The organism is Pedococcus sp. P3_C7 (assembly GCF_056402615.1).
The window spans coordinates 80,290-104,787 of record NZ_JBFUHC010000004.1; the positions used below are offsets into that span (position 1 = coordinate 80,290).

At 70.8% G+C, this 24,498-nt stretch carries 19 protein-coding genes; 11 read left to right on the top strand and 8 right to left on the bottom strand.

All coding sequences use genetic code 11. The features are described 5' to 3' along the window. Positions 1-12 precede the first annotated feature (12 nt). The 5 genes from AC1DS4_RS06380 to AC1DS4_RS06400 all read left to right on the top strand — a co-directional run bounded on the left by AC1DS4_RS06380 (position 13) and on the right by AC1DS4_RS06400 (position 7,412). Positions 13-2,184 (top strand): hydantoinase/oxoprolinase family protein, encoded by a 2,172-nt coding sequence (locus AC1DS4_RS06380; protein ID WP_477633586.1) that lies wholly within the window; start codon positions 13-15, stop codon positions 2,182-2,184. Next, positions 2,181-4,109: a hydantoinase B/oxoprolinase family protein gene (locus tag AC1DS4_RS06385; RefSeq protein ID WP_477633585.1), complete on the top strand. Its 1,929-nt coding sequence runs from the start codon at positions 2,181-2,183 to the stop codon at positions 4,107-4,109. Before AC1DS4_RS06380 ends, AC1DS4_RS06385 begins: the two co-directional genes overlap by 4 nt. A gap of 8 nt (positions 4,110-4,117) precedes the next feature. Next, entirely contained in the window at positions 4,118-5,299 is a 1,182-nt protein-coding gene (locus AC1DS4_RS06390) for a CaiB/BaiF CoA transferase family protein (RefSeq protein ID WP_477633584.1), read from the top strand. Positions 5,300-5,334: 35 nt separating this feature from the next. After that, the gene (locus AC1DS4_RS06395; protein ID WP_477633583.1) at positions 5,335-6,420 is read left to right on the top strand and encodes an alpha/beta fold hydrolase; all 1,086 of its coding nucleotides are present in this window, start codon (positions 5,335-5,337) and stop codon (positions 6,418-6,420) included. Positions 6,421-6,560: 140 nt separating this feature from the next. After that, positions 6,561-7,412 (top strand): class I SAM-dependent methyltransferase, encoded by an 852-nt coding sequence (locus AC1DS4_RS06400; protein ID WP_477633582.1) that lies wholly within the window; start codon positions 6,561-6,563, stop codon positions 7,410-7,412. A 104-nt stretch (positions 7,413-7,516) separates the two neighbouring features. Here AC1DS4_RS06400 and AC1DS4_RS06405 read toward each other — a convergent pair whose 3' ends face one another. Together AC1DS4_RS06405 and AC1DS4_RS06410 are read right to left on the bottom strand one after the other, a co-directional pair. Beyond that, on the bottom strand, positions 7,517-8,833 hold the full coding sequence (locus tag AC1DS4_RS06405) for a fatty acid desaturase family protein (protein WP_477633581.1): 1,317 nt from the start codon (positions 8,831-8,833) through the stop codon (positions 7,517-7,519). 9 nt (positions 8,834-8,842) lie between these two features. Further along, a complete protein-coding gene (locus AC1DS4_RS06410; RefSeq protein WP_477633580.1) occupies positions 8,843-9,964 on the bottom strand; it encodes a ferredoxin reductase in 1,122 nt (373 codons plus the stop codon). Positions 9,965-10,053: 89 nt separating this feature from the next. Between AC1DS4_RS06410 and AC1DS4_RS06415 the strand changes: the two genes are divergently transcribed. The 4 genes from AC1DS4_RS06415 (at position 10,054) to bar (ending at position 15,051) form a co-directional block, all read left to right on the top strand. After that, entirely contained in the window at positions 10,054-11,286 is a 1,233-nt protein-coding gene (locus tag AC1DS4_RS06415; RefSeq protein ID WP_477633579.1) for a PucR family transcriptional regulator, read from the top strand. A gap of 28 nt (positions 11,287-11,314) precedes the next feature. Further along, positions 11,315-12,823, top strand: a complete 1,509-nt coding sequence (locus AC1DS4_RS06420) for a carboxyl transferase domain-containing protein (protein ID WP_477633578.1) — start codon at positions 11,315-11,317, stop codon at positions 12,821-12,823. 108 nt (positions 12,824-12,931) lie between these two features. Beyond that, the gene (locus AC1DS4_RS06425; RefSeq protein ID WP_477614829.1) at positions 12,932-13,906 is read left to right on the top strand and encodes a carbamate kinase; all 975 of its coding nucleotides are present in this window, start codon (positions 12,932-12,934) and stop codon (positions 13,904-13,906) included. 5 nt (positions 13,907-13,911) lie between these two features. Beyond that, positions 13,912-15,051, top strand: coding sequence for a barbiturase (gene bar, locus AC1DS4_RS06430; RefSeq protein ID WP_477633577.1), 1,140 nt, complete (start codon positions 13,912-13,914; stop codon positions 15,049-15,051). Between the two features lie 285 nt (positions 15,052-15,336). Here bar and purH read toward each other — a convergent pair whose 3' ends face one another. From purH to AC1DS4_RS06445, 3 genes are all read right to left on the bottom strand, one after another. Beyond that, on the bottom strand, positions 15,337-16,974 hold the full coding sequence (gene purH / locus AC1DS4_RS06435; RefSeq protein WP_477633576.1) for a bifunctional phosphoribosylaminoimidazolecarboxamide formyltransferase/IMP cyclohydrolase: 1,638 nt from the start codon (positions 16,972-16,974) through the stop codon (positions 15,337-15,339). After that, on the bottom strand, positions 16,971-17,582 hold the full coding sequence (gene purN / locus AC1DS4_RS06440) for a phosphoribosylglycinamide formyltransferase (protein WP_477614826.1): 612 nt from the start codon (positions 17,580-17,582) through the stop codon (positions 16,971-16,973). Before purN ends, purH begins: the two co-directional genes overlap by 4 nt. A gap of 69 nt (positions 17,583-17,651) precedes the next feature. Then, entirely contained in the window at positions 17,652-18,887 is a 1,236-nt protein-coding gene (locus AC1DS4_RS06445) for a cell division protein PerM (RefSeq protein WP_477633575.1), read from the bottom strand. A 189-nt stretch (positions 18,888-19,076) separates the two neighbouring features. On the opposite strand from AC1DS4_RS06445, the gene AC1DS4_RS06450 reads away from it, so the two are divergent. Both AC1DS4_RS06450 and AC1DS4_RS06455 read left to right on the top strand, forming a co-directional pair. Further along, positions 19,077-19,577 carry an RNA polymerase sigma factor gene (locus AC1DS4_RS06450; protein ID WP_477614824.1) on the top strand — a complete coding sequence of 167 codons (501 nt, stop codon included), beginning with the start codon at positions 19,077-19,079 and terminating at the stop codon, positions 19,575-19,577. Next, positions 19,570-21,012: a hypothetical protein gene (locus AC1DS4_RS06455; protein WP_477633574.1), complete on the top strand. Its 1,443-nt coding sequence runs from the start codon at positions 19,570-19,572 to the stop codon at positions 21,010-21,012. The genes AC1DS4_RS06450 and AC1DS4_RS06455 overlap by 8 nt, the downstream gene beginning before the upstream one ends. 121 nt (positions 21,013-21,133) lie before the next feature. On the opposite strand, the gene sucD is transcribed toward AC1DS4_RS06455, so the two are convergent. The 3 genes from sucD to AC1DS4_RS06470 form a co-directional block, all read right to left on the bottom strand. Beyond that, a complete protein-coding gene (gene sucD / locus AC1DS4_RS06460) occupies positions 21,134-22,024 on the bottom strand; it encodes a succinate--CoA ligase subunit alpha (protein ID WP_477614822.1) in 891 nt (296 codons plus the stop codon). Between the two features lie 19 nt (positions 22,025-22,043). Continuing rightward, positions 22,044-23,231, bottom strand: coding sequence for an ADP-forming succinate--CoA ligase subunit beta (gene sucC / locus AC1DS4_RS06465; RefSeq protein ID WP_477614821.1), 1,188 nt, complete (start codon positions 23,229-23,231; stop codon positions 22,044-22,046). 181 nt (positions 23,232-23,412) lie between these two features. Beyond that, the gene (locus tag AC1DS4_RS06470; protein ID WP_477633573.1) at positions 23,413-24,432 is read right to left on the bottom strand and encodes a DUF3048 domain-containing protein; all 1,020 of its coding nucleotides are present in this window, start codon (positions 24,430-24,432) and stop codon (positions 23,413-23,415) included. Positions 24,433-24,498 lie beyond the last annotated feature (66 nt).

Genomic DNA, 24,498 nt, shown 5'->3' on the forward strand with positions numbered 1-24,498 from the left:
TGAATCTCACCCATGGCTCAGCGGCGGATCAGGATCGGTATCGACACGGGCGGCACGTTCACGGACGTGGTGGCGTTCGACGAGGACTCGGGCGAGATGGTGACGACCAAGACGCCGTCGACACCGAGCAACCCGGCGGACGGCTTCATCAACGGCGTCGCGAAGGTGCTGGACCTCATGGGTGCGGCCGGGCCGGACATCACGGCGGTCTGCCACGGGACGACGGTCGCGACCAACAAGCTGCTCGAGGGCAAGGTCGAACGGCTCGGCTTCATCACCAGCGAGGGCTACGAGTTCATGCTCGAGATCGCCCGCCAGGCGGTCCCTGACGGCTACGGCAACTCCTACTTCTGGGTGAAGCCGCCTCGCATCGTGCCGGCGGACGCCGTGCGCACGGTCGGTGGCCGGATGGACTTCCAGGGCAACGAGCTCCGGCCGTTCGACGAGGCCACGGCCGTGGCTGCGGCCCACTGGTTCCGAGACCGCGGGATCACCACGCTCGGCGTGTGCTTCCTGCACTCCTACGCCAACGACTCGCACGAGCTGGCGATGCGCGAGATCCTCCAGCGCGAGCACCCCGAGGCGATCGTGTCGATCTCGAGCGAGGTGCTGCGTGAGTACCGCGAGTACGAGCGCTCGATGACGACCCTCGTCGACGCGGCCGTGAAGCCCAACGTGAGCCGCTACGTCACCAACATCCACACGCGGCTCGACGACTTCGCCAGCGGGATCCCCTTCTACATCATGAAGTCCAACGGCGGCGTGCTGTCGGCGGACGAGGTCGTGCACCAGCCGATCACGACGGTGCTGTCCGGGCCGGCAGCGGGCGCGCTCGGGGCCGGCCTGATCGCCAAGCGGGCCGGGTTCCCCAAGGTGCTGACGTGTGACGGCGGGGGCACGTCGACCGACGTCAGCGTCGTCCTCGACGGCGAGCCGACCCTGACGACCGAGGGCACCGTCGGGGCCTACCCCAGCAAGATCCCGATGATCGACGTGGTCACCGTCGGCGCCGGTGGGGGTTCCATCGCCTGGGTCTCCCCCGAGGGCACGCTGAAGGTGGGACCGCACTCCGCCGGCGCCGATCCCGGCCCGCTCTGCTATGCCAAGGGTGGCACCCAGCCGACGATCACCGACGCGCACGTCGTCCTCGGCCGGATCCCTCCGCACCTGCTCGGCGGCGAGATCCCCCTCGACGTGGACGCCGCTCGCGCGGGCATCGACGCCCTGGCCGACCAGCTCGGCATCGACCCGGTCCGGTGCGCCACCGGCATCCTCGAGATCTCCGCGTGGAACCAGGCCAACGCGCTGCGCCAGGTCTCGGTGAAGCGTGGCCTGGACGTGCGCGACTTCATGCTCACGACGTTCGGAGGCTCCGGCTCGCTGCTCGGCTGCCGGCTCGTGGACATCCTCGACCTCGCCGGTGTCGTCGTCCCGCAGAACCCGGGCAACGTCTCCGCCTTCGGGCTCCTCACCGTGGACGTCAAGAACGACTACGTCCAGACGATGGTGTCCAAGCACGCCACGCTCGACTACCCGGGGGTGCAGAAGACGTTCGACGAGCTCACCGCCAAGGCCGCGAAAGCCCTTGACGGAGAAGGCTTCCCGCGCGACGAGCACCGCTACTCGCGCACCGTCGACCTGCGCTACTTCGGCCAGGCCTTCGAGGTGCGCGTCGCCGCCCCCGAGGGCGCCGTCGACGAGGCGTATGCCGCGGGCGTGGCCGATGCGTTCCACGCGGAGCATCGCGCGTTGTACGGCTACGACTTCCGCGACGACCCGACCCAGCAGGTCGAGTGGGTCAACCTCCGGGTGACGGGAGTGGGCCCGATCACGCGTCCCGAGCTGCGCGAGGTCGAGACCCGCGACGCCGCGACTTTGCAGGCCAGTCCGGGTGATGGCGCCCACGATCCTTCAAACTCGGCCGGTTCTGCCGCCTTGCCCGCGCCCACGAGCACGCGGGCGGTCTGCTTCGACGCCGACACCGGGACCGCCGACACCCCGATCTACTGGCGTCCGGACCTGCGGGCCGGCGACATCCTCGACGGTCCTGCGGTCATCGAGGAGTTCGGCTCCACCGTGCCGGTCCACCCCGGCTTCACGGTGCGGGTCGACTCCATCGGCAACCTCGTCATCACGCGGAACCCCCCAGCAGCCCCCATCACCTCAACAGAAGGTGCGCGATGAACAACGCCGGCCTGCCCACGGCATACGAGCACGGCAACCGGCTCACACCCCCGGGAAGCACCGTCGACCCGATTCTCGTGGAGATCGTCCAGGGGACGCTGGCCAGCGTCGAGATGGAGGTCGAGACCGCCATCGCGCGCACCAGCCGCTCCCCCATGATCCGCGACGCGCACGACTTCCGGGCGGGCATCCACGACCGGCAGCTGCGCAAGCTCACCGGCCGGTCCTACTCGGCCCTCGTGCACCCGATCGCCCGCGACTTCCCGCTGTCGGAGATGAGCGAGGGGGACGTCTTCTTCCACAACGACGTCTACGAGTCCGAGGGCGGCATCGGGCACCTCCCCGACCTGTGCGTGACGGTGCCGGTGTTCAGCGGCGGTGAGGTCGTGGCGTTCGTGCAGGCGTTCGGCCACCACGACGACATCGGTGGCGCGGTGCCGGGCTCGATGCCCAGCAACGCGTCCAGCGTCTACGAGGAGGGCCTGGCGGTCCCGCCGATCAAGCTGTGGGACAAGGGAGTTCCCAACAAGGCCGCCCTGCGGATCATGACCCGCAACTCCCGCATGCCCGACTCCCTGGCTGCCGACCTCGACGCCGAGTGCTCGGCCTGCCTGATGGGCGCTCGGCGGCTGTCCGAGCTGTTCGAGCGCTATGGCCGCGACACCATCGAGGCGGCGTTCGACACGATCCTCGACCAGACCACGGAGACGTACCGGCGAGAGATCCTGTCCAAGATCCCCGACGGCACCTACGTCTGGGAGGACTACGCCGAGCACGACGGCGTGGACGACCCCAGGCTGCACACCCAGCGGATCACCCTGACCAAGGAGCCCACGGGGGGTCCTGGTCCGGGGGACGGGGGCCCTCGGCTGATCATCGACTTCACCGGCACGGCTCCGCAGGCCAAGGGGCCGATCAACCACTGCGGTGACTACGTCGGCGGCAACTTCCTCAAGAAGTGGCTCGCGCCGATCCTGCGCAACCTCGCCGACACCCCGGAACGGATGGCCGAGCTCGACGTCAACGAGGGCATCGTGCCGCTCATCGAGATGCGCTTCCCGGACAAGGGCACCCTGCTGACGCCGATCTTCCCCGCCCCCACGAACGCCCGGACCTTCGTCATCCTCAGGCTGCTCGGGGTGCTGGCCGGCGTCGTGGCCAAGGCCGTCGACGGCAAGATGCCCGCCGACCAGGAGACGATCCGCTACACCGGCGTCTACGGCAAGGACCGCGACGGCAACGACTACCTCATGCGCGAGGTGCTCGGCGGCGGCTCGGGAGGGCGCTACTACGCCGATGGCGAGGACACCATCCACGTCGTGCCCGACTCGCGGAACCTGCCCACCGAGTTCACCGAGAGCCGGTTCCCATTCATCGTCGAGCGGCTCGGGCTCGCCGTCGACTCCGGCGGCGCTGGGCGCTTCCGCGGTGGCCTGGGCTACGAGAAGCAGATCCGGATGCTCAAGGACGCGCACTTCATGTCCATCGCCGACCGGTCGATCCTCGCCTGCTGGGGAGTCAAGGGCGGCAAGGCCGGCAGCTCCTTCAACGTCACCATCGACCTCGGCGGTCCCGACGAGCGCGAGGTCGACGCCCTGGCCGATGCCGAACCGGTCAAGGCGGGTCAGGTCATCAGGATCCGCACCACCGGTGGCGGTGGCTGGGGTGACCCGCTCGAGCGCCCCTACGACGACGTCGAACGCGACCTGCGCTGGGGCAAGGTGTCGTTCGACGGCGCCCGCACGGCATACGGGGTCGTCGCCTCGGGGACCAAGGACGCTCCGGTCGTCGACACAGCGGGTTCCGACGCCCTTCGCGCCGAGCTGCGCGCCGCCCGCGCAGGCGAGGAGCCGTTCTTCGACCGCGGCCCCGGCTACGCTCGCCTCGCCGACGGCAAGACGTCGGCCGACGTCGACTGGATGTGAGCAGCCTCGTGAACGCGCCCCTTGAGGACATCGTCGTCATCGACCTGTCGCGGGCGCTGGCCGGACCTCACGCGGGAATGATGTTGGGAGACATGGGCGCCCGCGTCATCAAGGTCGAGTCGCCCGGCACCGGTGACGACACCCGCGGTTGGGGACCACCCTTCGTCGGGCCCGAGGGCGACCCCATCTCGACGTACTTCCTCAGCGCCAACCGGAATAAGGAGTCGATCACCCTCGACCTGAAGTCCGACGACGGTCGCGAGGTGCTCACCCGGCTGGCGACCCACAGCGACGTGCTCATCGAGAACTTCCGGCCGGGCGTCCTTGACCGGCTGGGCTTCTCCGCGGCCCGCCTCCACGAGCTCAACCCCCGACTCGTCATCCTGTCGATCAGCGGGTTCGGGCACGACGGGCCCCAGGGGGGGCGTCCCGGCTACGACCAGATCGCCCAGGGTGAGGCCGGGCTGATGTCGGTGACCGGACCAGCTGCCGACACCCCCCAGCGCGTGGGGGTGCCGATCGGTGACCTGCTCGCCGGGATCTACGGCGCCTACGGGGTGGTGACCGCACTGCACGAGCGCAACACCACCGGTATCGGGAGGGTGGTGCGCACGAGCCTGCTGGCTGCCCTCGTCGGCGCCCACGCCTTCCAGGGCACGGCCTACACCGTGGCCGGTCACGTCGGGCACGCGCAGGGCAACCACCACCCCTCGCTGTCGCCCTACGGCCTGTTCCACTGCCAGGACGGTGACATCCAGGTGGCCTGCGGCAGCGAGTCGTTGTGGGTCAAGCTCGCCCAGGCCTTCGACATCGACCCGGCCACGCCCGGCATGGCCACCAACCGCGAGCGCACCGTGAACCGCCCCCAGGTGACGGCCGCCCTCAACGCCGCCTTCGCGGCATACCCCCTCGACGTCCTCCTCCCGCGCCTGGCCGAGCTCGGCATCCCCGCGGGCGAGGTGCGCAGCATCGACCGCGTCTACGACTGGGACCAGACGCGTTCGCAGGGACTCGTGCTCGACATCGACCACCCCGTCTTGGGGCACATCGAGATCCCGGGGCCACCGATCCGCTTCGACGACAACGCGTATGCCGGTGGCCGCAGCGAGCACCTCGCGCCACCGACCTTGGGCCAGCACGACGAGAGCGTCCGCGCGTGGCTCGACGAGATGGACGCACCGCCGGACTGAGCGCAGGGACCGGACGTACCATCGGGGAGGTGGGCGTGCAGGCGCAGCAACCGAGGCAGGAGATCCGGTTCTGCCGTGCGCCCGACGGCGTGCGGATCGCGTATGCCGTGCACGGCACCGGTCCGCCGATGGTCGTGGACTCGTGCTGGCTGAGTCACCTGCAGTACGACTGGCAGTCCCCGGTCTGGCGGCACTACCTCGAGGAGTGGGGTCGTCGGAACACCGTCATCCGGTTCGACGAACGCGGCCACGGCCTCTCGGACCGAGGCGTCACCGACCACAGCCTCACAGCGCGGCTCGGCGACCTCGAGGCCGTCGTCGACGACGCCGGGATCGACCGGTTCGCGCTGCAGGCGATGGCCCAGGGCGGGCCGGTCGCGATCGCCTACGTCGCGAAGCACCTCGAGCGCGTCTCCCGGCTGGTCTTCTACGGCAGCTACTCCGGACAGCAGTCGAAGGACCCGACCGAGGCCGAGATGAACGACACGCTCGACGCGCTGATCAAGGTCGGCTGGGCGCGGCCCGACTCGGCGTTCCGCCGCGTGTTCACGTCCTTGATGATCCCGCGCGCCACCGAGGAGCAGCACACCTGGCTCGACGAGCTCCAGCGGGTCTCGACCGACGCCGACACCGCGCGGAGCTCACGTCGCCAGCGCCTGGCGGCCGACAGCAGCGCCCTGCTCGGGGAGCTCGACCTGCCCACCCTCGTGATCCACTCACGCGGCGACCGGATGAACGACTTCGAGGAGGCGCGCTACCTCGCGGCGGGCATCGAAGGGGCCCGGCTGGTGGCCCTCGAGAGCGACAACCACATCGTGCTCGAGGACGAACCCGCCTGGCAGGTCTACTGCGCGGAGCTGCGTGACTTCCTCACTGACGAGGACTCGGCGCCCGCGAGGCCCGCCTCCGGGCACCCCCAGTCCCTCGACGGGTTGTCCAGACGCGAGGTGGAGATCCTGCAGCTCGCCGCGCGGGGGATGGACAACGACACCATCGCGACCGCGCTGACGCTGAGCGTCCGCACCGTCGAGCGCCACCTCAGCAACGTCTACGCCAAGCTCGACCTCCACGGGAAGTCCGCCCGCACCGCGGCCGTCGCCCGCCTGCTCACCCGCGCCTGACGGCATACACGCACTGCGGCATCCTCCACGCACCCCGAAGTTGGGTACCTCCACGGATGCCGCCCTCCTCCGGGCAGTCCTACCTTCGGGATCGCAGGGGCAACCGGACGAACGACAGCAAACAAAAGGGGAAGGACGGCATGACAACCCAGACATCAGGGACGGCGATCACCGACACCGACGAGGACCGCGCCCTCAAGGCCAGGCACAGCGCGATGTGGGCGCTCGGGGACTACTCCGCCGTGGCCAGCGAGGTCATTGCCTCCCTCGGCCCGATCGTGGTCGAGGCAGCCGGCATCACGGCCGGCCAACGCGTGCACGACGTCGCGGCCGGATCCGGCAACGTCGCCCTCCCGGCTGCGCGCACCGGCGCCGAGGTCGTGGCCACCGACCTCACCCCCGAGCTGCTCGACAAGGGGCGCGGCGACGCCGAGGCCGAGGGCCTGACGATCGCCTGGCGGGTCGCCGACGCGGAGGCGCTGCCCTTCGCGGACGGCGAGTTCGACGCGGTCGTGTCGTGCGTCGGCGTGATGTTCGCGCCGCACCACCAGGTGGTGGCCGACGAGCTGGTCCGCACCTGCCGGCCGGGCGGCACGATAGCCCTGCTCAGCTGGACGCCGGAGGGCTTCATCGGGCAGATGTTCGCGACCATGAAGCCGTACGCCCCGCCGCCGCCTCCCGGCGCGCAGCCCCCGCCGCTGTGGGGCCACGTGGACCACGTGCGCGACCTGTTCGGCGACCGGGTCGAGGCGCTCACGGCACGGCAGCAGGACCTCGTGGTGGACCAGTTCGCCACGCCGGAGGAGTTCCGCGACTTCTTCAAGGCCAACTACGGCCCGACGATCGCTGTCTACAAGGCCATCGCCGACGATGCCGACAAGGTCGCGGCCCTGGACCGTGACCTCGTCGCCCTGGCCGAACGGTTCGACCGCGGTGACGGCTACACCGTGCTCGACTGGGAGTACCTGCTGGTGACCGCCACGCGAGTGTGACGGTCGCCGCGACCGGCCCCAGCGCCAACGCGTCAGCCCGCCCGGAGTCCGGGSGGGCTGACGTGGTCGTTCGTGACGCTGGGCGCCGGGTGAGGAGCAGCGCCTCAGGCGGTGCGGACCGGGCGACGGTTGCGCAGCTTGCGGCGCACCTGCTTGCCGATCGCCTGAGCGGCGATGCCGACACGGTTGCGACCGGGCTCCGGGTTCGGGAGCGACAGGGAGATGACCTGGCCCCACGCGGACGCGACCTGCTTGTAGAGCGGCCCCGTCGTGTAGGTCAGGCCGTACCGCTCGCAGATCTCCTGCACCCGCGGGGCGATCTCGCCGTAGCGGTTGCTCGGCAGGTCGGGGAACAGGTGGTGCTCGATCTGGTGGCTCAGGTTGCCGGACATGATGTGCAGGGCCTTGCTGCCCGAGATGTTGGCCGACCCGAGCATCTGCCGCAGGTACCACTCGCCGCGGCTCTCGCCCTCGATGGACGCGCGGGCGAAGGTCTCGACGCCCGAGGGGAAGTGGCCGCACATGATGATCGAGTGCGTCCAGACGTTGCGGACGAAGTTGGCCGTCGCGTTGGCCGCGATGGTGTGCAGGAACGACGGGCCGGACAGCAGCGGGTGGAGGAGGTAGTCCTTGCGGGCCTGGCGCCCGACCTTGCGCAGCACCATCTTGCCGTTGCGCTTGAACTCCTCCTTGTCACCGCGGCCGGCGAGCTGCTTGCCGATCTCGAGGTCGTAGGCCGCGATGCCGTACTGGAAGAAGCACATGTTGACGAAGTTGTAGATCGGCTGGCCGAGGTAGGCCGGCGTCCAGCGCTGGTCCTCGTCGACGCGCATGATGCCGTAGCCGAGGTCGTTGTCCTTGCCGATCACGTTCGTGTAGGTGTGGTGCAGCTCGTTGTGGCTGTGCTTCCACAGGGCGGCCGGGGTGGCGCTGTCCCACTCCCAGGTGGTCGAGTGGATCTTGGGGTCGCGCATCCAGTCCCACTGGCCGTGGAGGATGTTGTGGCCGACCTCCATGTTGTCGAGGATCTTGGCGACCGACAGGCCGGCGGTGCCGACGATCCAGGCCGGCGGGAAGATCGAGAACAACAGCACCGCGCGCGAGGCGAGCTCGATCTTGCGCTGCACGTCGATGACCTTGCGGATGTATGCCGCGTCCTCGGCCCCGCGGGAGTCCAGGACTCCCTGGCGCAGCTCGTCGAGCTCCATGGCCAGGGCCTCGACGTCCTCGGCGGTCAGGTGCGCGGTGGGGTCGGCCTTGCCGGAGCGCTTCGGCACGTGGCGACGCTCGGCGATGGCGGTCGACAGCCGGCTGTTCGTGGTCCGGGTCGCGGTGCGCACGGAGGGGATGCCGGGCGCCTTGGGGGTGGAGGCAGCGGAACCATCGATCGTGAGGTCAAACTTCTCTGCGGTGGCAGTCATGACGTCTCCTTAGAGGTCGATCTCGCAGTGGCCGGCAGCCGCCGACACACAGGTCTGGATGCGGATGCCGTCGCCCTTGGCGGCAATGGTGAGGTCGCCGCTGCGCAGGTCGCGCACGGCACCCTCCTTCAGGGGCACGACACAGCCGAAGCAGATGCCCATCCGGCAACCGGACGGCATCAGGACCCCGGCGGCTTCGCCGGCGTCGAGGATCGGGGTCGAACCGTCGGCATCGACGGTGATGCGCTGGGTACCGAAGGTGACCGTGCCACCCTCGCCCTCGGCGATGATGACCGGGCGGAAGCGCTCGGTGTGGAGTCGGTCGGCGATCTGGGCGTCGGCCCAGGCCGCCTCGAAGGCGTCGAGCATGCCCGTGGGGCCACAGGCCCACGTCTCGCGGAAGCGCCAGTCGGGCACGAGCTCGTCCAGCGAGTCGGTGCCGACCATTCCCTGGGAGTCGGTGTGCCGCTCGACGAGGCGGATGCGGCCGGCCTCGGCCCACTCGCGCAGCTCGGCGGCGAAGATGACGTCGGCCTCGGTGGGCGCGGAGTGGATGACGACGACGTCCTGCAGCTCGTCGAGGTGGTTGCGCAGCATCCCCATCACGGGTGTGACGCCCGAGCCGGCAGTGACGAACAGCGCGCGGGCCGGACGGGGCGACGGGAGCGTGAAGTCACCGGTGGCCTGGTCGAGGTGGACCAGGGTGCCGGCCTGGAGGGCGCGCACGACGTGGTTGCTGACCTTGCCGTCAGGGATCGCCTTGACGCAGATCGAGATGATCCCGTCCGGGGCATCCACCGGGGAGGTGAGCGAGTAGGCGCGCCAGTTGCGCACCCCGTCGACGTCGACGCCGATCCGGATGTACTGGCCGGGCACGTGGCCGGCCCAGGAGCGACCGGGCTTGATGCGCACCGTGACGGCGTCCCGGGTCTCGGGGGTCACGGAGACGACGCGACCACGGAGGTCGGCGCCGGCGCGCATGGGTGCGATCAGGTCGAGGTAGTCGTCGGGCAGCACAGGGGTGACGACTGCCTCGGCAACTCGGCGGAGAACCGTGCGCAGGGACGGGCGCGACCTTGCCGACGGCCCGGTGGACCCGGGCGACGTGCGGAGCGGGAGAACTGCGGTCATGGTTCCACTATGGGCGATCAGGTAGGGTAATTTCCTGACCACAGCGCGTGAGAATCGCGACCAGAATTGTTCGCAAAGGACAAAAGTCCATGGTGACGTCGGCCAGCGGGACCGCTGCTGAGCACGCGGCGGAGCTCAGCATCCCACCTGAGGTGCAGAGTGAGCTCAAGCGCGCTCTCCCCCAGGTGGCGGCCGACGCCGTCCAGGCCATCATCGTCGAGGTGCCCAGCTACGCCGAGGCCCGCGACTACCTCGTCGGCAACATCGAGTCGGCCGTGCAGGTGGCCCTCGGCAGCTTCCTGACCATGGCCGCCCGGTCCGACGACCCCAGCTCGCCGCTCGGGCCCGCGCGCCAGGCGTCCTACGCCCTGGGCCGCGGCGAGGCCCGCAGCGGGCGGAGCATGGACGCCCTGCTGTCCGCCTACCGCATCGGCGCCCGCGTCTCGTGGCGCGAGCTGTCGGCCGTGGGGGTGCGGGCCGGGATGTCCGCGCCCCTCCTGGCGCAGTTCGCCGAGCTGGTGTTCGCCTACATCGACGAGCTCTCCGCGGCCAGCGTCGCCGGTCACGCCGACGAGCTCGCCACAGCGGAGCGCAGCCAGGAGCGCCGGCTCGAGCGGCTGGCCCTGGACCTCGTGCGCGGCGCGTCCGACGAGGTGACGACCCGCCGCGCGGAGCGTGCCGACTGGGCCCCACCGACGACGGTCACCGTGCTGCTGGTCCCGGACGAGCGGCTGCACCAGGCCCGAGCCCTCGTCGACCCGAGGTCGCTGTACCTCGGCGAGGACCTGCCCGACCTGGCCGCCTCCGAGGACTACGTGGCCCTGCTGGTGCCCGACCTGCGAGCGCCCGCGCGACGTCGGCTGCTGCGGTCGCTGCGCGACTACGGCTGCGTGCTCGGTCCCGCCAGGCCGTGGCTGCAGACGGCCGCCTCCTACCGGCGGGCGCTGCGGGCGGCGCGCCTGCTGGCCGTCGAGAACCCCCGCCACACCACGGCATACGACACGGACGCCCACCTGGCCGAGCTGGTCCTGAGCGCCGATCCCGAAGCCCTCACGGACCTCAGGGCCCGCGCCCTCAAACCGTTGGACGACCTGTCCCCCGCGGCTCGGGAGAAGCTCGTCGAGACGCTGCGCCTGTGGCTGCTGTTCGGTGGGCGTCGCGAGGCGGTGGCGGCCGGCCTCTTCGTGCACCCGCAGACCGTGCGCTACCGCATGGGGCAGCTGCGCGAGCTCTTCGGCGACGACCTCGACGACGCCGGGGTCGTGCTCGACCTCGTCCTCGCGCTGGGCGTTCCCCCCACGGGCGAGACGCTGACGCCCTAGGCTCGTCGCCTCGTACCCGGGAGGTGGCATGTCAGACCCGTCCAGGCCCTCGCGCCGACTCGGCGGGCTCGAGCTCGCCACGACCGTGCTCGACGCCGACAGCTGGGTGTCGTGGGACGGCCCGGTCCGCGAGGTGGCGACGGAGGGTTCGGCGTATGCCGCGGAGCTCGCCGCGGCCCGCGAACGGTCCGGTGCCGACGAGGCCATCATCACCGGCGAGGGACGCATCCGGGGGCGCCGGGTCGCCCTCATCGCCGGCGAGTTCCGCTTCCTCGCCGGTTCGATCGGCAGCACGGCCGCGGACCGGGTGGTGCTCGCGTTCGAGCGCGCCCGCCGCGAGGAGCTGCCGCTCTTCGCCGCCCCCTCGTCGGGCGGCACGCGCATGCAGGAGGGGACTCCGGCCTTCGTGGGGATGGTCAAGATCAGCGCCGCCTGCGCCGAGTTCAAGGAGGCCGGACTGCCCTACCTGGTCTACCTGCGCCACCCGACGACCGGCGGCGTCTTCGCCTCGTGGGGGTCCCTCGGGCACGTCACGGTGGCCGAGCCCGGCGCCATGATCGGGTTCCTCGGGGCCCGCGTCTACGAGGCGCTCTACGACCACCCGTTCCCCGAGGGTGTACAGACGGCCGAGAACCTCTTCGAGCACGGCCTCATCGACGCGATCCTGCCCGTCGAGGCGCTCGCTGAGGTGGCCGACCGCGCCCTGACCGTGCTGACCGGCCCCCGGCAGGACCTGCCCGATGTCCCCGAGGTGCCCAAGGAGCAGCTCGCCGACACCCCCGCATGGGAGTCGATCACCCGCTCGCGGCGCACCGACCGGCCGGGGGTGCGCGCCCTCCTGCGACTCGGGGCGACGGACGTGCTGCCCCTGCACGGCACCGGGCAGGGCGAGTACGACCCCGGGATGCTGATGGCCCTGGCCCGGTTCGGGGGCGCCCCATGCGTCGTGCTGGGTCAGGACAGGGACCGCCAGACCCTCGACGAACCGTTGTCCCCCAAGGGACTTCGCGTTGCCCGGCGTGGCATGAAGCTGGCGCACGAGCTCAAGCTGCCCCTCGTCAGCATCATCGACACCGCGGGAGCCGCACTCTCCAAGGAAGCCGAGGAGGGCGGGATGGCCGGTGAGATCGCACGCTGCCTCGCCGAGCTGGTGATGCTCGACGCGCCCACCGTCTGCGTACTGCTCGGTCAGGGCACCGGGGGTGGCGCGATCGCCGTCATGCCGGCTGACCGCGTGATCAGCGCGCAGCACTCGTGGCTGTCCCCGCTGCCGCCCGAGGGCGCCTCGGCCATCCTCCACCGCGACACCAGCCACGCCCCGGAGCTCGCCACCAGCCAACGGGTCCGCTCGCTCGACCTGCTCCACGCCGGCATCGTGGACCGGATCGTCGCGGAGCACCCCGACGCGGCCGACGAGCCCGAGGAGTTCTGCCGCCGGATGTCCCAAGCCATCCAGCACGAGCTCGCCGTCCTCGCCCGCGAGGACCCGGCCGCCAGGCTGGCCGCGAGGCTGGAGCGCTACCGCCGCCTGGGGTGAACGTGAACACATCTGCCAAGGCGGGTCCGGCCATTGGGCAGGTCCTGCCAACGTCATCGGCCGTCGCGCATCCCTAGGCTCGCCGCACGGACGACGAACGGAGGTGGCATGCGGGTCCTGATCGCGCTCGGTGGCAACGCCATGACCGGTCCCGACGGCAGCGCCACCCCCCAGGCCCAGCGGGAGGCCATCGGGCGGGCGATGGGACACGTCGCCACGGTCGTCGCGGCGGGCCACGAGGTCGTCCTCACCCACGGAAACGGCCCGCAGGTCGGCAACCTGCTCGTCAAGAACGAGCTCGCGGCCAACGTCGTCCCACCCGTCCCGCTCGACTGGTGCGGAGCGCAGACGCAGGGAACCATCGGGTTCACCATCCTCGACACGCTCGAGCCGGCTCTCGCCGCACGGGGGCTGAACCACCCCGTCGCTGCCCTCGTGACCCGCACGCTGGTCGACCCCGACGACCCCGGCTTCGCCACGCCGACCAAGCCGATCGGCCGCTTCCTGCCCTACGACCAGGCCCGGCCGCTCATCGAGCACGGCGAGACCTGGGAGGACCGCGGCGACAAGGGATGGCGTCGCGTCGTGGCCTCACCCGCGCCCGTCGAGGTCCTCGAGACCCACACCCTGCTCACCCTGCTGCACGCGGGCTACGTCGTCGTCGCGGCCGGGGGCGGCGGCATACCCGTGGTGCGTGACGCGGACGGCACCGTCCGCGGTGTCGAGGCAGTCATCGACAAGGACCTCACGGCAGCGGTGCTCGCCCGCGCCATCGGCGCCGACGCGCTCGTCATCGCGACCGACGTCGAGAACGCCGTCCTCGACTTCGGGACACCGCAGGCTCGAGCCGTCGGCCGCGTCACCCTCGCCGAGATGGAGGGGTATGCCGCGGACGGCCAGTTCGCGTCCGGCTCGATGGGTCCCAAGGTCGAGGCCGCCATGCGGTTCGTGCGTGACGGCGGTGGGCGCAGCGTCATCACTGCCCTCGACCGCATCGCTGACGCGCTCTCCGGCGAGGTCGGCACCGTGGTGACCGACCGGCATACCGAATCGTCAACAACCGCAACGTCATCAGGAAGGTAACTCCCGTGCCCGAGCCCATTGAGGTCCGCAAGGTCCCGATCCACAGCGTGTCTGACGCGAGCGAGCTGGCCAAGCTCATCGACGACGGGGTGATGGACGCCAGCCGGGTCATCGCCATCATCGGCAAGACCGAGGGCAACGGCGGGGTCAACGACTACACCCGCATCATCGCCGACCGCGCCTTCCGCGAGGTGCTGGTCGCCAAGGGCGCGCCCGCCGACCAGGTCAAGCAGGTGCCGATCGTCTGGTCCGGTGGGACCGACGGGATCATCAGCCCGCACGCGACCATCTTCGCGACCTTCCCGGCCGACCAGGCCGAGCAGTCCGACGAGGCGCGGCTGACGGTCGGGTTCGCGATGAGCGAGCCGATCCTGCCCGAGGAGATCGGCTACACCCGCATGATCGAGAAGGTCGCCGCGGCCGTGCGGGTCGCGATGGACAAGGCCGGCATCACCGACCCCGCCGACGTCCACTACGTGCAGACCAAGACCCCGCTGCTCACCATCCACACCATTCGCGACGCCGAGTCCCGCGGCAAGTCCGTCTGGACGCACCACACCCACGAGTCGATGGACCTGTCCAACGGCACGACCGGTCTGGGCATCGCGGTGGCGCTCGGCGAGATCGAGATGCCGACCAACGAGGACGTGATGAACAACCGCTCGCTGTTCTCCGCGGTCGCCTCGTGCTCCTCGGGTGTCGAGCTCGACCAGGCGCAGGTCGTGGTGGTGGGCAACACCAAGGGGATCGGCGGTCGCTACCGCATCGGCCACTCGGTGATGCGCGACGCCCTCGACGCCGACGGCATCTGGGCCGCCATCAAGGACGCTGGCCTCGACCTGCCCGACCGCCCGCACACGAGCGACATCCAGGGTCGACTGGTCAACGTGTTCCTCAAGTGCGAGGTCAGCCAGGACGGCGCCGTGCGAGGTCGCCGCAACGCCATGCTGGACGACTCCGACGTGCACTGGCACCGCCAGATCAAGTCGGCCGTCGGCGGCGTCACCGCGTCGGTCACCGGCGACCCGGCAGTCTTCGTCTCGGTGTCGGCCGCGCACCAGGGACCCGACGGCGGCGGCCCCGTGGCCGCGATCGTCGACCTCGGTTCCGGCGAGCCCACGGGTTACCGCGCTCCCACCGCCTAAGACTCTCGCGCCCACCCGCACTTGTTGCCGCCTCGTCGTCACCGGGGGCCCCGATGCGGGGGTCAGTGACGACCTGGCGGCAACACGTCGCCTACCCGCGGGACCTGTTGCCGCCTCGTCGTCACCAGAGGCCCCACGAAGGGGGTCGGTGACGACCTGGTGGCAACACGTCGCCTACCCGCGGGACTTGTTGCCGCCTCGTCGTCACCAGAGGCCCCGACAAGGGGGTCAGTGACGACCTGGCGGCAACAAGTGCCCGGTGGGAGGAGTCAGTGCGCGCTGTGGCTAGTGACTGAAGTGACGGGTGCCGGTGAAGTACATCGTCACGCCGGCGGCCTCGGCAGCTGCGACGACCTCCTCGTCGCGCACCGAGCCACCAGGCGCGACGACCGCACGCACTCCCGCGTCGAGCAGCACCTGCAGTCCGTCAGCGAACGGGAAGAAGGCGTCGGACGCAGCGACCGCACCACGGGCCCGGTCGGCTCCGTCGGCGTTCGCCCGTGACACAGCGAGGTGGCACGAGTCCACCCGGTTGACCTGGCCCATGCCGATGCCCACCGAGCCGCCGTCCTTGGCCAGCAGGATCGCGTTGGACTTCACTGCGCGCACGGCTCGCCAGGCGAACTGGAGGTCGGCGAGGGTCGACTCGTCGGCGGCCTCGCCAGCCACGAGCCGCCAGCGGGAGGCGTCGTCGCCACCCGGCGTCTCGCCCTCGACGACCGCGTCGATGCGGTCCGACAGCTGCACGAGCAGCCCTCCGCTGATCGGCCGCGTCTCGATCGGGTCGCGGTGCGCCGCCATGTCTGCGGGGAGCTGGAGGAGGCGACGGTTCTTCTTCTCCCGCAACACCTCCAGCGCGTCGGCGTCGAACGACGGGGCCGCGATGACCTCGCTGAACGTCTCGTTCGCCGCGAGCGCCATCGCCTTGGTCACCGGCACGTTCGTGGCGATGATGCCCCCGTATGCGGACACCGGGTCGCACGCGTGGGCCGCGGCATACGCCTGCTCGACAGTGGCTCCCACGGCGATGCCGCAGGGGTTGGCGTGCTTGATGATCGCCACCGTGGGCTGGTCGCCGTGGTCGAAGGCGGCGCGGACGGCGGCGTCGGTGTCGATGTAGTTGTTGTAGGACATGTCCTTGCCGTGCAGCTGCTCGGCCGAAGCCACGCCGGGTCGCCAGTGCGTGTAGAGGGCTGCCGGCTGGTGCGGGTTCTCGCCGTAGCGCAGCACGTTGGCCCGCTGGAACGTGGCGCCCGTCCACGCGGGGAAGCCGGTGCCGTCGGAGGTGTCGGTGTAGGCGTTGCCCATCCAGTTCGCGACCGCGTTGTCGTAGTCAGCGGTGTGCACGAACGCCTGGGCCGCCAACCGCTTGCGCTCGCTGAGCGTGAACCCCCCGCCGGCGACCGCTGCAAGAACTGCCGGGTATGCCGCGGGGTCGGTGATGACGGCCACGCTCGGGTGGTTCTTGGCCGCGGCCCGCACCATGGAGGGTCCACCGATGTCGATCTGCTCGATGACCTCGTCAGGTCCGGCCCCCGACGCGACGGTCTCGCGGAACGGGTAGAGGTTCACGACGACGAGCTCGAACGGCTCGACCTCCAGCTCGGCGAGCTGGCTCAGGTGGTCGGCCTTGCGCGTGTCGGCGAGGATCCCGGCGTGAACGCGAGGGTGCAGGGTCTTGACCCGGCCCTCGAGGCACTCGGGGAATCCGGTCAGGTCCTCGACCTTGGTGACCGGGAGGCCGAGACCCTCGATGAGGGCGGCCGAACCACCGGTCGACACCAGCGAGACCCCGGCCTCATGCAGCCCTCGGGCCAGCTCCTCCAGTCCGGTCTTGTCATAGACCGAGATCAGCGCCCGGCGGATCGGCCGGCGCCCGGAGTCCGGGGCATCGGTGGTGGGGGTGGTGGACTGCTCGGTCACGGGATGGTGGCCTTCCCATCGGAAACGGTGATTCCTTCGCGGGCCGCGCGSCCCACGACCTGGACGAGCAGCGGGTGCTCGACAGCTTTGATGCGCTCGTGGAGGGTGTCCTCGGTGTCGTCGGCAAGGACGTCCACCGCTGCCTGGGCGAGCACCGGTCCGGTGTCTATCCCCGCGTCCACGACGTGCACGGTGCAGCCGGTCTGCGCAACTCCGGCCGCGAGCGCGTCGCGAACCGCGTGGGCGCCGGGGAACGCCGGCAGGAGAGCGGGGTGGGTGTTGATCACGGTCCAGCGGCCGAGGACGGCCGGGCCGAGCAGCTTCATGAAGCCTGCGGACACGACGAAGGCCGGCCCGTGGTCGCCGATCCGCTCCGCCAGCGCGGCATCCCAGTCGGCGCGCGAGTCGTGGTCCTCGACGCGGCATACGAAGGTGGGGATGCCCACGGCCGCCGCGCGGTGCAGGCCGCTGATACCCGCGCGATCCGCGCCCACCGCGAGGATCCGGACGCCATAGGCCGGCTCGGCCGCGGCGTCGATGATCGCCTGGAGGTTGGTGCCCGACCCGGAGACCAGGACGACGATCCCGGTGGGCTCAGGCGCAGTCACGGTCAGGAACGATACCGACCGCCCCCGCAGCCGTGGTCACCGCGTCCATCCACAGGGCGACGGGCAGGGTCAGCCTCGGAGCTTCCACCGGTCCCAGGCGAGAACCAGTGACGCGCCGGCGCCGAACTCGACCAGCAGCGCGAGGGTCAGCATCCCGGCCGGTGCCCCGATGTCGGAAAGCCGCGCGAGCCCGAGCGAACCGCCACCCAGGACGTCGAGCAGTCCCACCGCCCCCGCGGCCACCACCACGGCCGTGCCGGTGACGGTGAGCTTGGTGCGCTCGGTCGAGAGGCGGGCCACCGCGCGCAGCGAACGCCAGCCGATGAAGGCACCGGTCGCGACCGGCAGGAGGACCACGAGGGGAAGCAGGCCCGGAAAGGCACCCGGCTGGGGCAGCGCCCCGAACACCGGCACCATCGGCAACAGGGAGGTGCGGCTGCCGGTCCACGTCGCCGAGGCCCCTTCGACCGCGGAGAACCCCGTGCCGGCGACGAACGACACTGCCCAGAGAGCCAGGTTGGGGAGCACGGACAGCTGGGCGACGACCAGGACCGCGCCACCGATGACGCCGGGAGCCAGCTCACCCTGGAGGTGGCTCACCTGGTCGAAGTGGAGCACCACGAAGAGCACACAGAGCGCCATGCCGATCCCGAGCAGCGTGGCGGCACCTTCCAGCCCCGGGCGCACCGCGCGTCGCACGGCATCGGGGAACCACGAGGGTCGGCCCAGCCCGGGTCCGGCGAGCTCGGGTCGCCCCTTGACGAGCCTGGCCAGTGCGGTCGCCGCGGACAGGGTGGGCACGAAGAGCACGGGAAGGACGAGCGTCCACGCGACCGGGCTCGGACCCGCCAGGAAGGCGACGAGGACCCACAGCAGCGCGCAGGCGGCATACCCGGCGGTCCAGGCACCGAGGGCGAAGGCGACGGGGCCGTGAACGGTGTCCCGGACGAGTCGGATGGTGCGCGCCTCGGCGGCCTCACGGGCCGCACGTGCGGCGGCCCACGAGCCGATCACGACGCTCACGCCGAAGGCGAGGAGCGGAACCACTGTCACGTGCGCGGCACCGAGGGTCAGGTGCGCGCCGCCGGCCAGCAGCCACAGGCTCGCGCCGACGCCCAGGGAGGTGGTCCACGACACGGTGCTCTCGGGCGCGGCCACCCAGACGAGCAGCGCCGGCAGGACGAAGACGGCCGCCGAACCTGCCGCCGCCAGCGCCCCGGCCACCAGGGCCCGCCGGTGCGCGACGAGGCCTGGCGCGCCGTCGGTCGACGAGGTGCCCCCACGCAGTAGTTCCATCACAGTCATCGCTGCTCCATCGTCGCCGACCGGGACGACGCAGCCGTCGTGCAACGCCGAACACCTCGGAGAAATGTCCGAACGCGCCGCAACCCAACCTCGCGCGAGCGCGTCTGCTGCGGTGTGATGGCCCCAGCGGTTCCGATGGGCGCTGAAGTGCCGACGGGCACTGCAGTACCGACCAGACAGGGGGTGTCGATGGGCGCGCAGTCCGCCGAGGCGGAGTTCGACGCGTTCTACCGCGACACCGCCCGCCGGGTCGTGCACCTCGTCTATGCCTTCACCGGTGACCTCACCGTGGCCCAGGACTCCACCCAGGAGGCCTACGCCCGCGCCTGGCAGCAGTGGTCCACCGTGCGCACGCACGACGACCCGCTCGCCTGGGTGCGCACCGTCGCTCGACGGATCGCCATCTCCGGGTGGCGCAAGAAGTCCAGCCAGGACCGCGCCCACGAACGCCACGGCGCCCACGACACCACGGGCCCGCCGACCGAGGACAGGGTCGCGGTCGTGACGGCACTGCGGACGCTGCCCGACCCGGTCCGTGAAGCCGTGACCCTGTACTACATCGGCGACCTGTCCATCGACCAGATCGCCCACGAGACCAACACCCCCGCAGGCACCGTCAAGGCGCGCCTGCACCGGGGCCGCGCACAGCTCGCGCAGGCCCTGCGGCACGAGGAGAACCCCCATGGCTGAGCACGACGACTGGACGGCGGAGCACGACGCCCGGCTGCGGGCTGCCCTGACGTCGCTGCGCGCCGACGTCGAAGCCGCACCCCTGCCCGACGTCCGTTTCGTCAGGGCAAGGGGTATGGCGCGTCGTCGCCAGCGGCTGCTCACGTGGACGGCGGCGGCTGCCGCGGCAGCGGTGGTGGTCGGGACGGTGGGCTACTCCCAGTTCGGTCGCGAGGCCGCAAGCCCGCTGGTGCCGGCGACGCGCAGCGCCACGACCAGCGCCTCTTCCTCCCCTACGACCACGAGCAGTCTCGACGTCCCAGGCGTCCTGCCTGTCGCCACCGAGTGGCAGGAGTCGCTGCAGCTACCCGTTGGCTCGGTGACGGTCACGCCGATCACCAAGGGCGGTGGGGTCGAGTGCGGCGACGCACTGGGCAAGGCGACTCGCCAGGAGTCGGCCACCCAGGCCAACTCCCCGGTGTCCGGCGCCGCGACCTACTGGCAGTACGACGGAAAGGGCGACCTCAAGGACCAGGTCGTTGCGCTCGAGCAGAGCGTGCCGAAGTGCCAGGCGGGACCGGGGTTCAAGGTCACGCCCGGGCTGGTCGGCGATGTCTCGGTCTACAGCTATGCGACGACCGACGCCGGTTCAGGCTGGTTCGCCGTCGCCGGGGGTACTGCTGGCGTGACCCTGCTCCAGGTGATCGACCCAGCGTTCAACGACGTCTCGCTCGGAGGTTTCACCGAGGACGAGGTGGCCACGCTCGCGCGCATCGCCCAGGCACGACTCGACCGCTACGCCGCCGCGGGCCCGTCGCCGACCACCACAGTGCCCAGCGGCCCCGGCGCGAAGGCGATCAACGAGCAGATGCCCGTCGCCGGCGCCGACCCACTCCCCTCGTCCGACTTGTTCGTCGCAGCCTCCCAGTGGACGTCGGCGCGGTTCCCGGCGGGCGCTCCCGCCTACGCCGGGGCGGCTGGGTCGTCGGCCGATCTGGGTGGCATCGGCGTGTTCTGTGAGACCGACGACTACCTGTCCGGCATCGGGGGCCAGTTCGGGGTAGTCGAGCTCCGGGCCGGAAGGGGCGACGCGAACGTGATCGGACACCAGCGGGTGCGCGTCGACCAGTCGGCCGACCCAGGCGCTCGCAAGGCGTGGGCGAAGGACCAGGTGTCGCAGGAGCAGTCACTGCTGGCCAAGGGGTGCACCGAGGCCGACGGCAAGGTCACCGCGACGCGCGGGCCGCATGCCGGCACCTTCCTGCTGACCAAGAAGGTCACCGGCGACGCCACCGGCACGGCCTATCGGTGGGTCGGCACCACGACCATGACGACGCCCGGCGCCATGACGACTGTCGTCTTCCACGGGACGAGCGACGGTCAGGGCTTCCAGGGGACGGCGACCCAGGGCTTCGCGGAACTCGACCGGCTGCTCGCCCTGGCCCGCCAGAAGTAGCCAAGCGCCCGCCAGAAGTAGCCGCCCACGCGGCATACCGCGGACTGCTCCACGACCTGAACGCGACGACGGCCGCCACCCTCCGGGGTGACGGCCGTCGTGAACCTTGGTGCGGCAGAAGCTACTTCTGCAGACCCTGCATGATCTCGCGCATCAGGTCGGCGGTCGCGGACGGCGTCTTGCCGACCTTGACCCCGGCGGCCTCGAGGGCCTCCTGCTTGGCGGCAGCCGTGCCCGCCGAGCCCGACACGATGGCGCCGGCGTGGCCCATCGTCTTGCCCTCGGGCGCGGTGAAGCCGGCGACGTAGCCGACGACCGGCTTGGTCACGTGGTCCTTGATGTAGGCCGCTGCCCGCTCCTCGGCGTCGCCGCCGATCTCGCCGATCATGACGATCGCGTCGGTGTCGGGGTCCTTCTCGAACGCCTCGAGGCAGTCGATGTGGGTGGTGCCGATGATCGGGTCACCGCCGATGCCGACGGCCGTGGAGAAGCCGAACTCGCGCAGCTCGAACATCATCTGGTAGGTCAGCGTGCCCGACTTCGAGACCAGGCCGATGCGTCCCGCGCCCGCGATGTTGGCGGGGATGATGCCGGCGTTGGACTTGCCGGGGCTGATCAGACCCGGGCAGTTGGGCCCCACGATGCGGGTCACCTTGCCGAGCGAGTAGTTGTAGAACTCCGCGGAGTCCTTGACCGCGATGCCCTCGGTGATGACCACCGCGAGCGGGATCTGCGCGTCGATCGCCTCGACGACGGCCGACTTGGCGAAGGCCGGGGGCACGAAGATGACCGACGCGTTGGCACCGGTCTCCGCGATGGCCTCGGCCACGGTCCCGAACACGGGCACCGAGATGCCACCGTCGAAGTCGACGGACGTGCCCGCCTTGCGCGGGTTGACGCCGCCGACGATCTGGGTGCCGGAGGCGAGCATGCGCTGCGTGTGCTTCATGCCCTCGGAGCCGGTCATGCCCTGGACGATGACCTTGGAGTTCTCGTCGAGAAAAATAGCCATTGGTATGCCGTTCCTTCGGTCAGTTCGTCGCGGCCGAAGCCAGCTCGGCGGCCTTGCGGGCCGCGCCGTCCATGGTCTCTTCGATGGTCACCAGCGGGTGGTTGGCCTCGGCGAGGATGCGCCGGCCCTCCTCCACGTTGTTGCCGTCCAGCCGGACGACCAGCGGCTTGGTGGCCTCGTCGCCGAGGTTCTGCAGCGCGCCGACGATGCCGTTGGCCACCGCGTCGCAGGAGGTGATGCCGCCGAACACGTTGACGAATACCGACTTCACCTGCTCGTCGCCGAGGATGATGTGCAGCCCGTTGGCCATCACCTCGGCCGAGGCGCCACCACCGATGTCGAGGAAGTTGGCCGGCTTGGGCTGGCCCGGGAACTCCTCGCCGGCGTAGGCGACCACGTCGAGGGTGGACATGACCAGCCCGGCGCCGTTGCCGATGATGCCGACCGAGCCGTCGAGCTTGACGTAGTTGAGGTTCTTCTCCTTGGCGGCGGCCTCGAGCGGGTCGGCCGCGGCCTTGTCCTCGAGGGCCTCGTGGTCGGGGTGGCGGAAGCCGGCGTTCTCGTCGAGCGTCACCTTGCCGTCCAGCGCGACGATGTCGCCGTCCACCGTCTTGACCAGCGGGTTGACCTCGACCAGCGTGGCGTCCTCGTCGCGGTAGACGGTCCACAGAGACTGCAGGACCGGCACGATCTTGGCGCCGGTCTCCTCGTCGAAGCCGGCCGCCGCCACGATCTCGCGTGCCTTGGCCTCGTCGATGCCGGTGTTGGGGTCGACCGCGAGCCGGGCCAGCGCTTCCGGGCGCTCGACGGCCAGCTGCTCGATCTCCATGCCGCCCTCCTTGCTGCACATCGCAAGGTAGGTGCGGTTGGCCCGGTCGAGCAGGATCGAGAAGTAGTACTCCTCGGCGATCTGCGCGCCCTGGGCGATCATCACGGTGCCCACGGTGTGGCCCTTGATGTCCATGCCCAATATCGCTTCGGCCGCCTCGACCGCTTCATCAACGGTCTTGGCGACCTTGACGCCGCCGGCCTTGCCTCGGCCACCGGTCTTGACCTGCGCCTTGACGACGGTCACGCCGCCGCTCTTGGGACCGATCTCCTCGGCGGCCGCGCGGGCCTGCTCCGGAGTGGTGGCGGTGGCGCCGGCGAGCACCGGCACGCCGTGCGCCTCGAACATGTCTCGGGCCTGGTATTCGAACAGATCCACGTCTGACGTCCTCGTCTACGGATGGGTTTGGTTCGACGCCGAGACTAGCCCTGTAGGGACCGGCTGACTCCCTCGGGTGCAGCCCCGTGGGCCCAATGGGACCAATCTCACCATCAGCGGTGGGTATGCCCCGGGCGGCCGGTCTGCGGCACAGGCACCGCTCGGCGTGGCCTCGCCCTGCTCAGCGGACGGTGACGGCCTGCCCGGGCGCGACGAGGAGCACCCAGACGGGACCCTTCGGGTTGAAGGTGAGCGGCTGGGTGCCCACCGTGAACGAGGTGGGTGCCGTGAGGCCCTTGCGCGACCAGACGCCCTGCCACGACGTGCCGTCCCGGAGGACCACCGCCTTGCCGGAGCCGACCACGTCGACGACCGGGGTGGGCTGGCCGTTGACGTCGCGGTTGCTGGACTTGTGCGTCGCGACGTACTGGACGACGACGGTGCCTGCGCGGTACTGGCGACCGCTCGGGCTGACATCGGGGCGGCCATCGGTGGTGACGAGGTACTGCTTGCGCTTGGCGTTCCACGTCAGGGTGACCTTGGAGGAGGGCCACCGGGCGGCGACCGAGGTGGCCGGCGTGCCACCCGTGGCGGCGGGCCCGTAGCGGAACCCGATGTCGGCGGGCCTGACGCTGCCCCCCGCCCTGGCGAGGAGCACCGTGGGGCTTCCGATCACGTTGTAGGGAGCCGGCCGCGAGCGATCACGGTGGTAGCCGCGCGCGCTCTGGTCGTAGCTGAGGTTGACCTGGCGACCCGCGTCGAGGATCCGCTTCGTGTACTCGGACGACCCGGAGAAGGCCAGCGCGACCTTCCCGTAGTTGGCCACGAGGTCGACGTCCGACTCCCGACCACTGCGGACCGGCCCCACCTCGGGCGGCAGCTTGCGGCTGAAAACGGCCAGGAGCCTCGTGAGCCCACCCTCGACCGGCTCGACGTAGACGACGTCGGCCACGTCGAGCCCGATCCGGGGGCGCGCGGCCGGGGTGTTGTCGATCTTGACGGCGAGCACCGGCCCTCCCGCAAGCATCGCTGGACCGGCAGTGCTCGGGGTGGACGTGGGTGTCACCGGCGTCGAGGCCCTGGTGGTCGCGGAGGTGCGCGCGGCGGGTTTGCCACCTGAGCACGCGGCTGTGAGCCCGATGAGCAGCACGGCGACTCCGGCGACCGCTGCGGTGCGTTGACGCTGAGCACGGGAGGGCATGTCCGCGACAATAGGGGCCCGGCCTCGGTCGGACGCGGCGACGCCCCGTAGCGGCCCGTCGCCGTG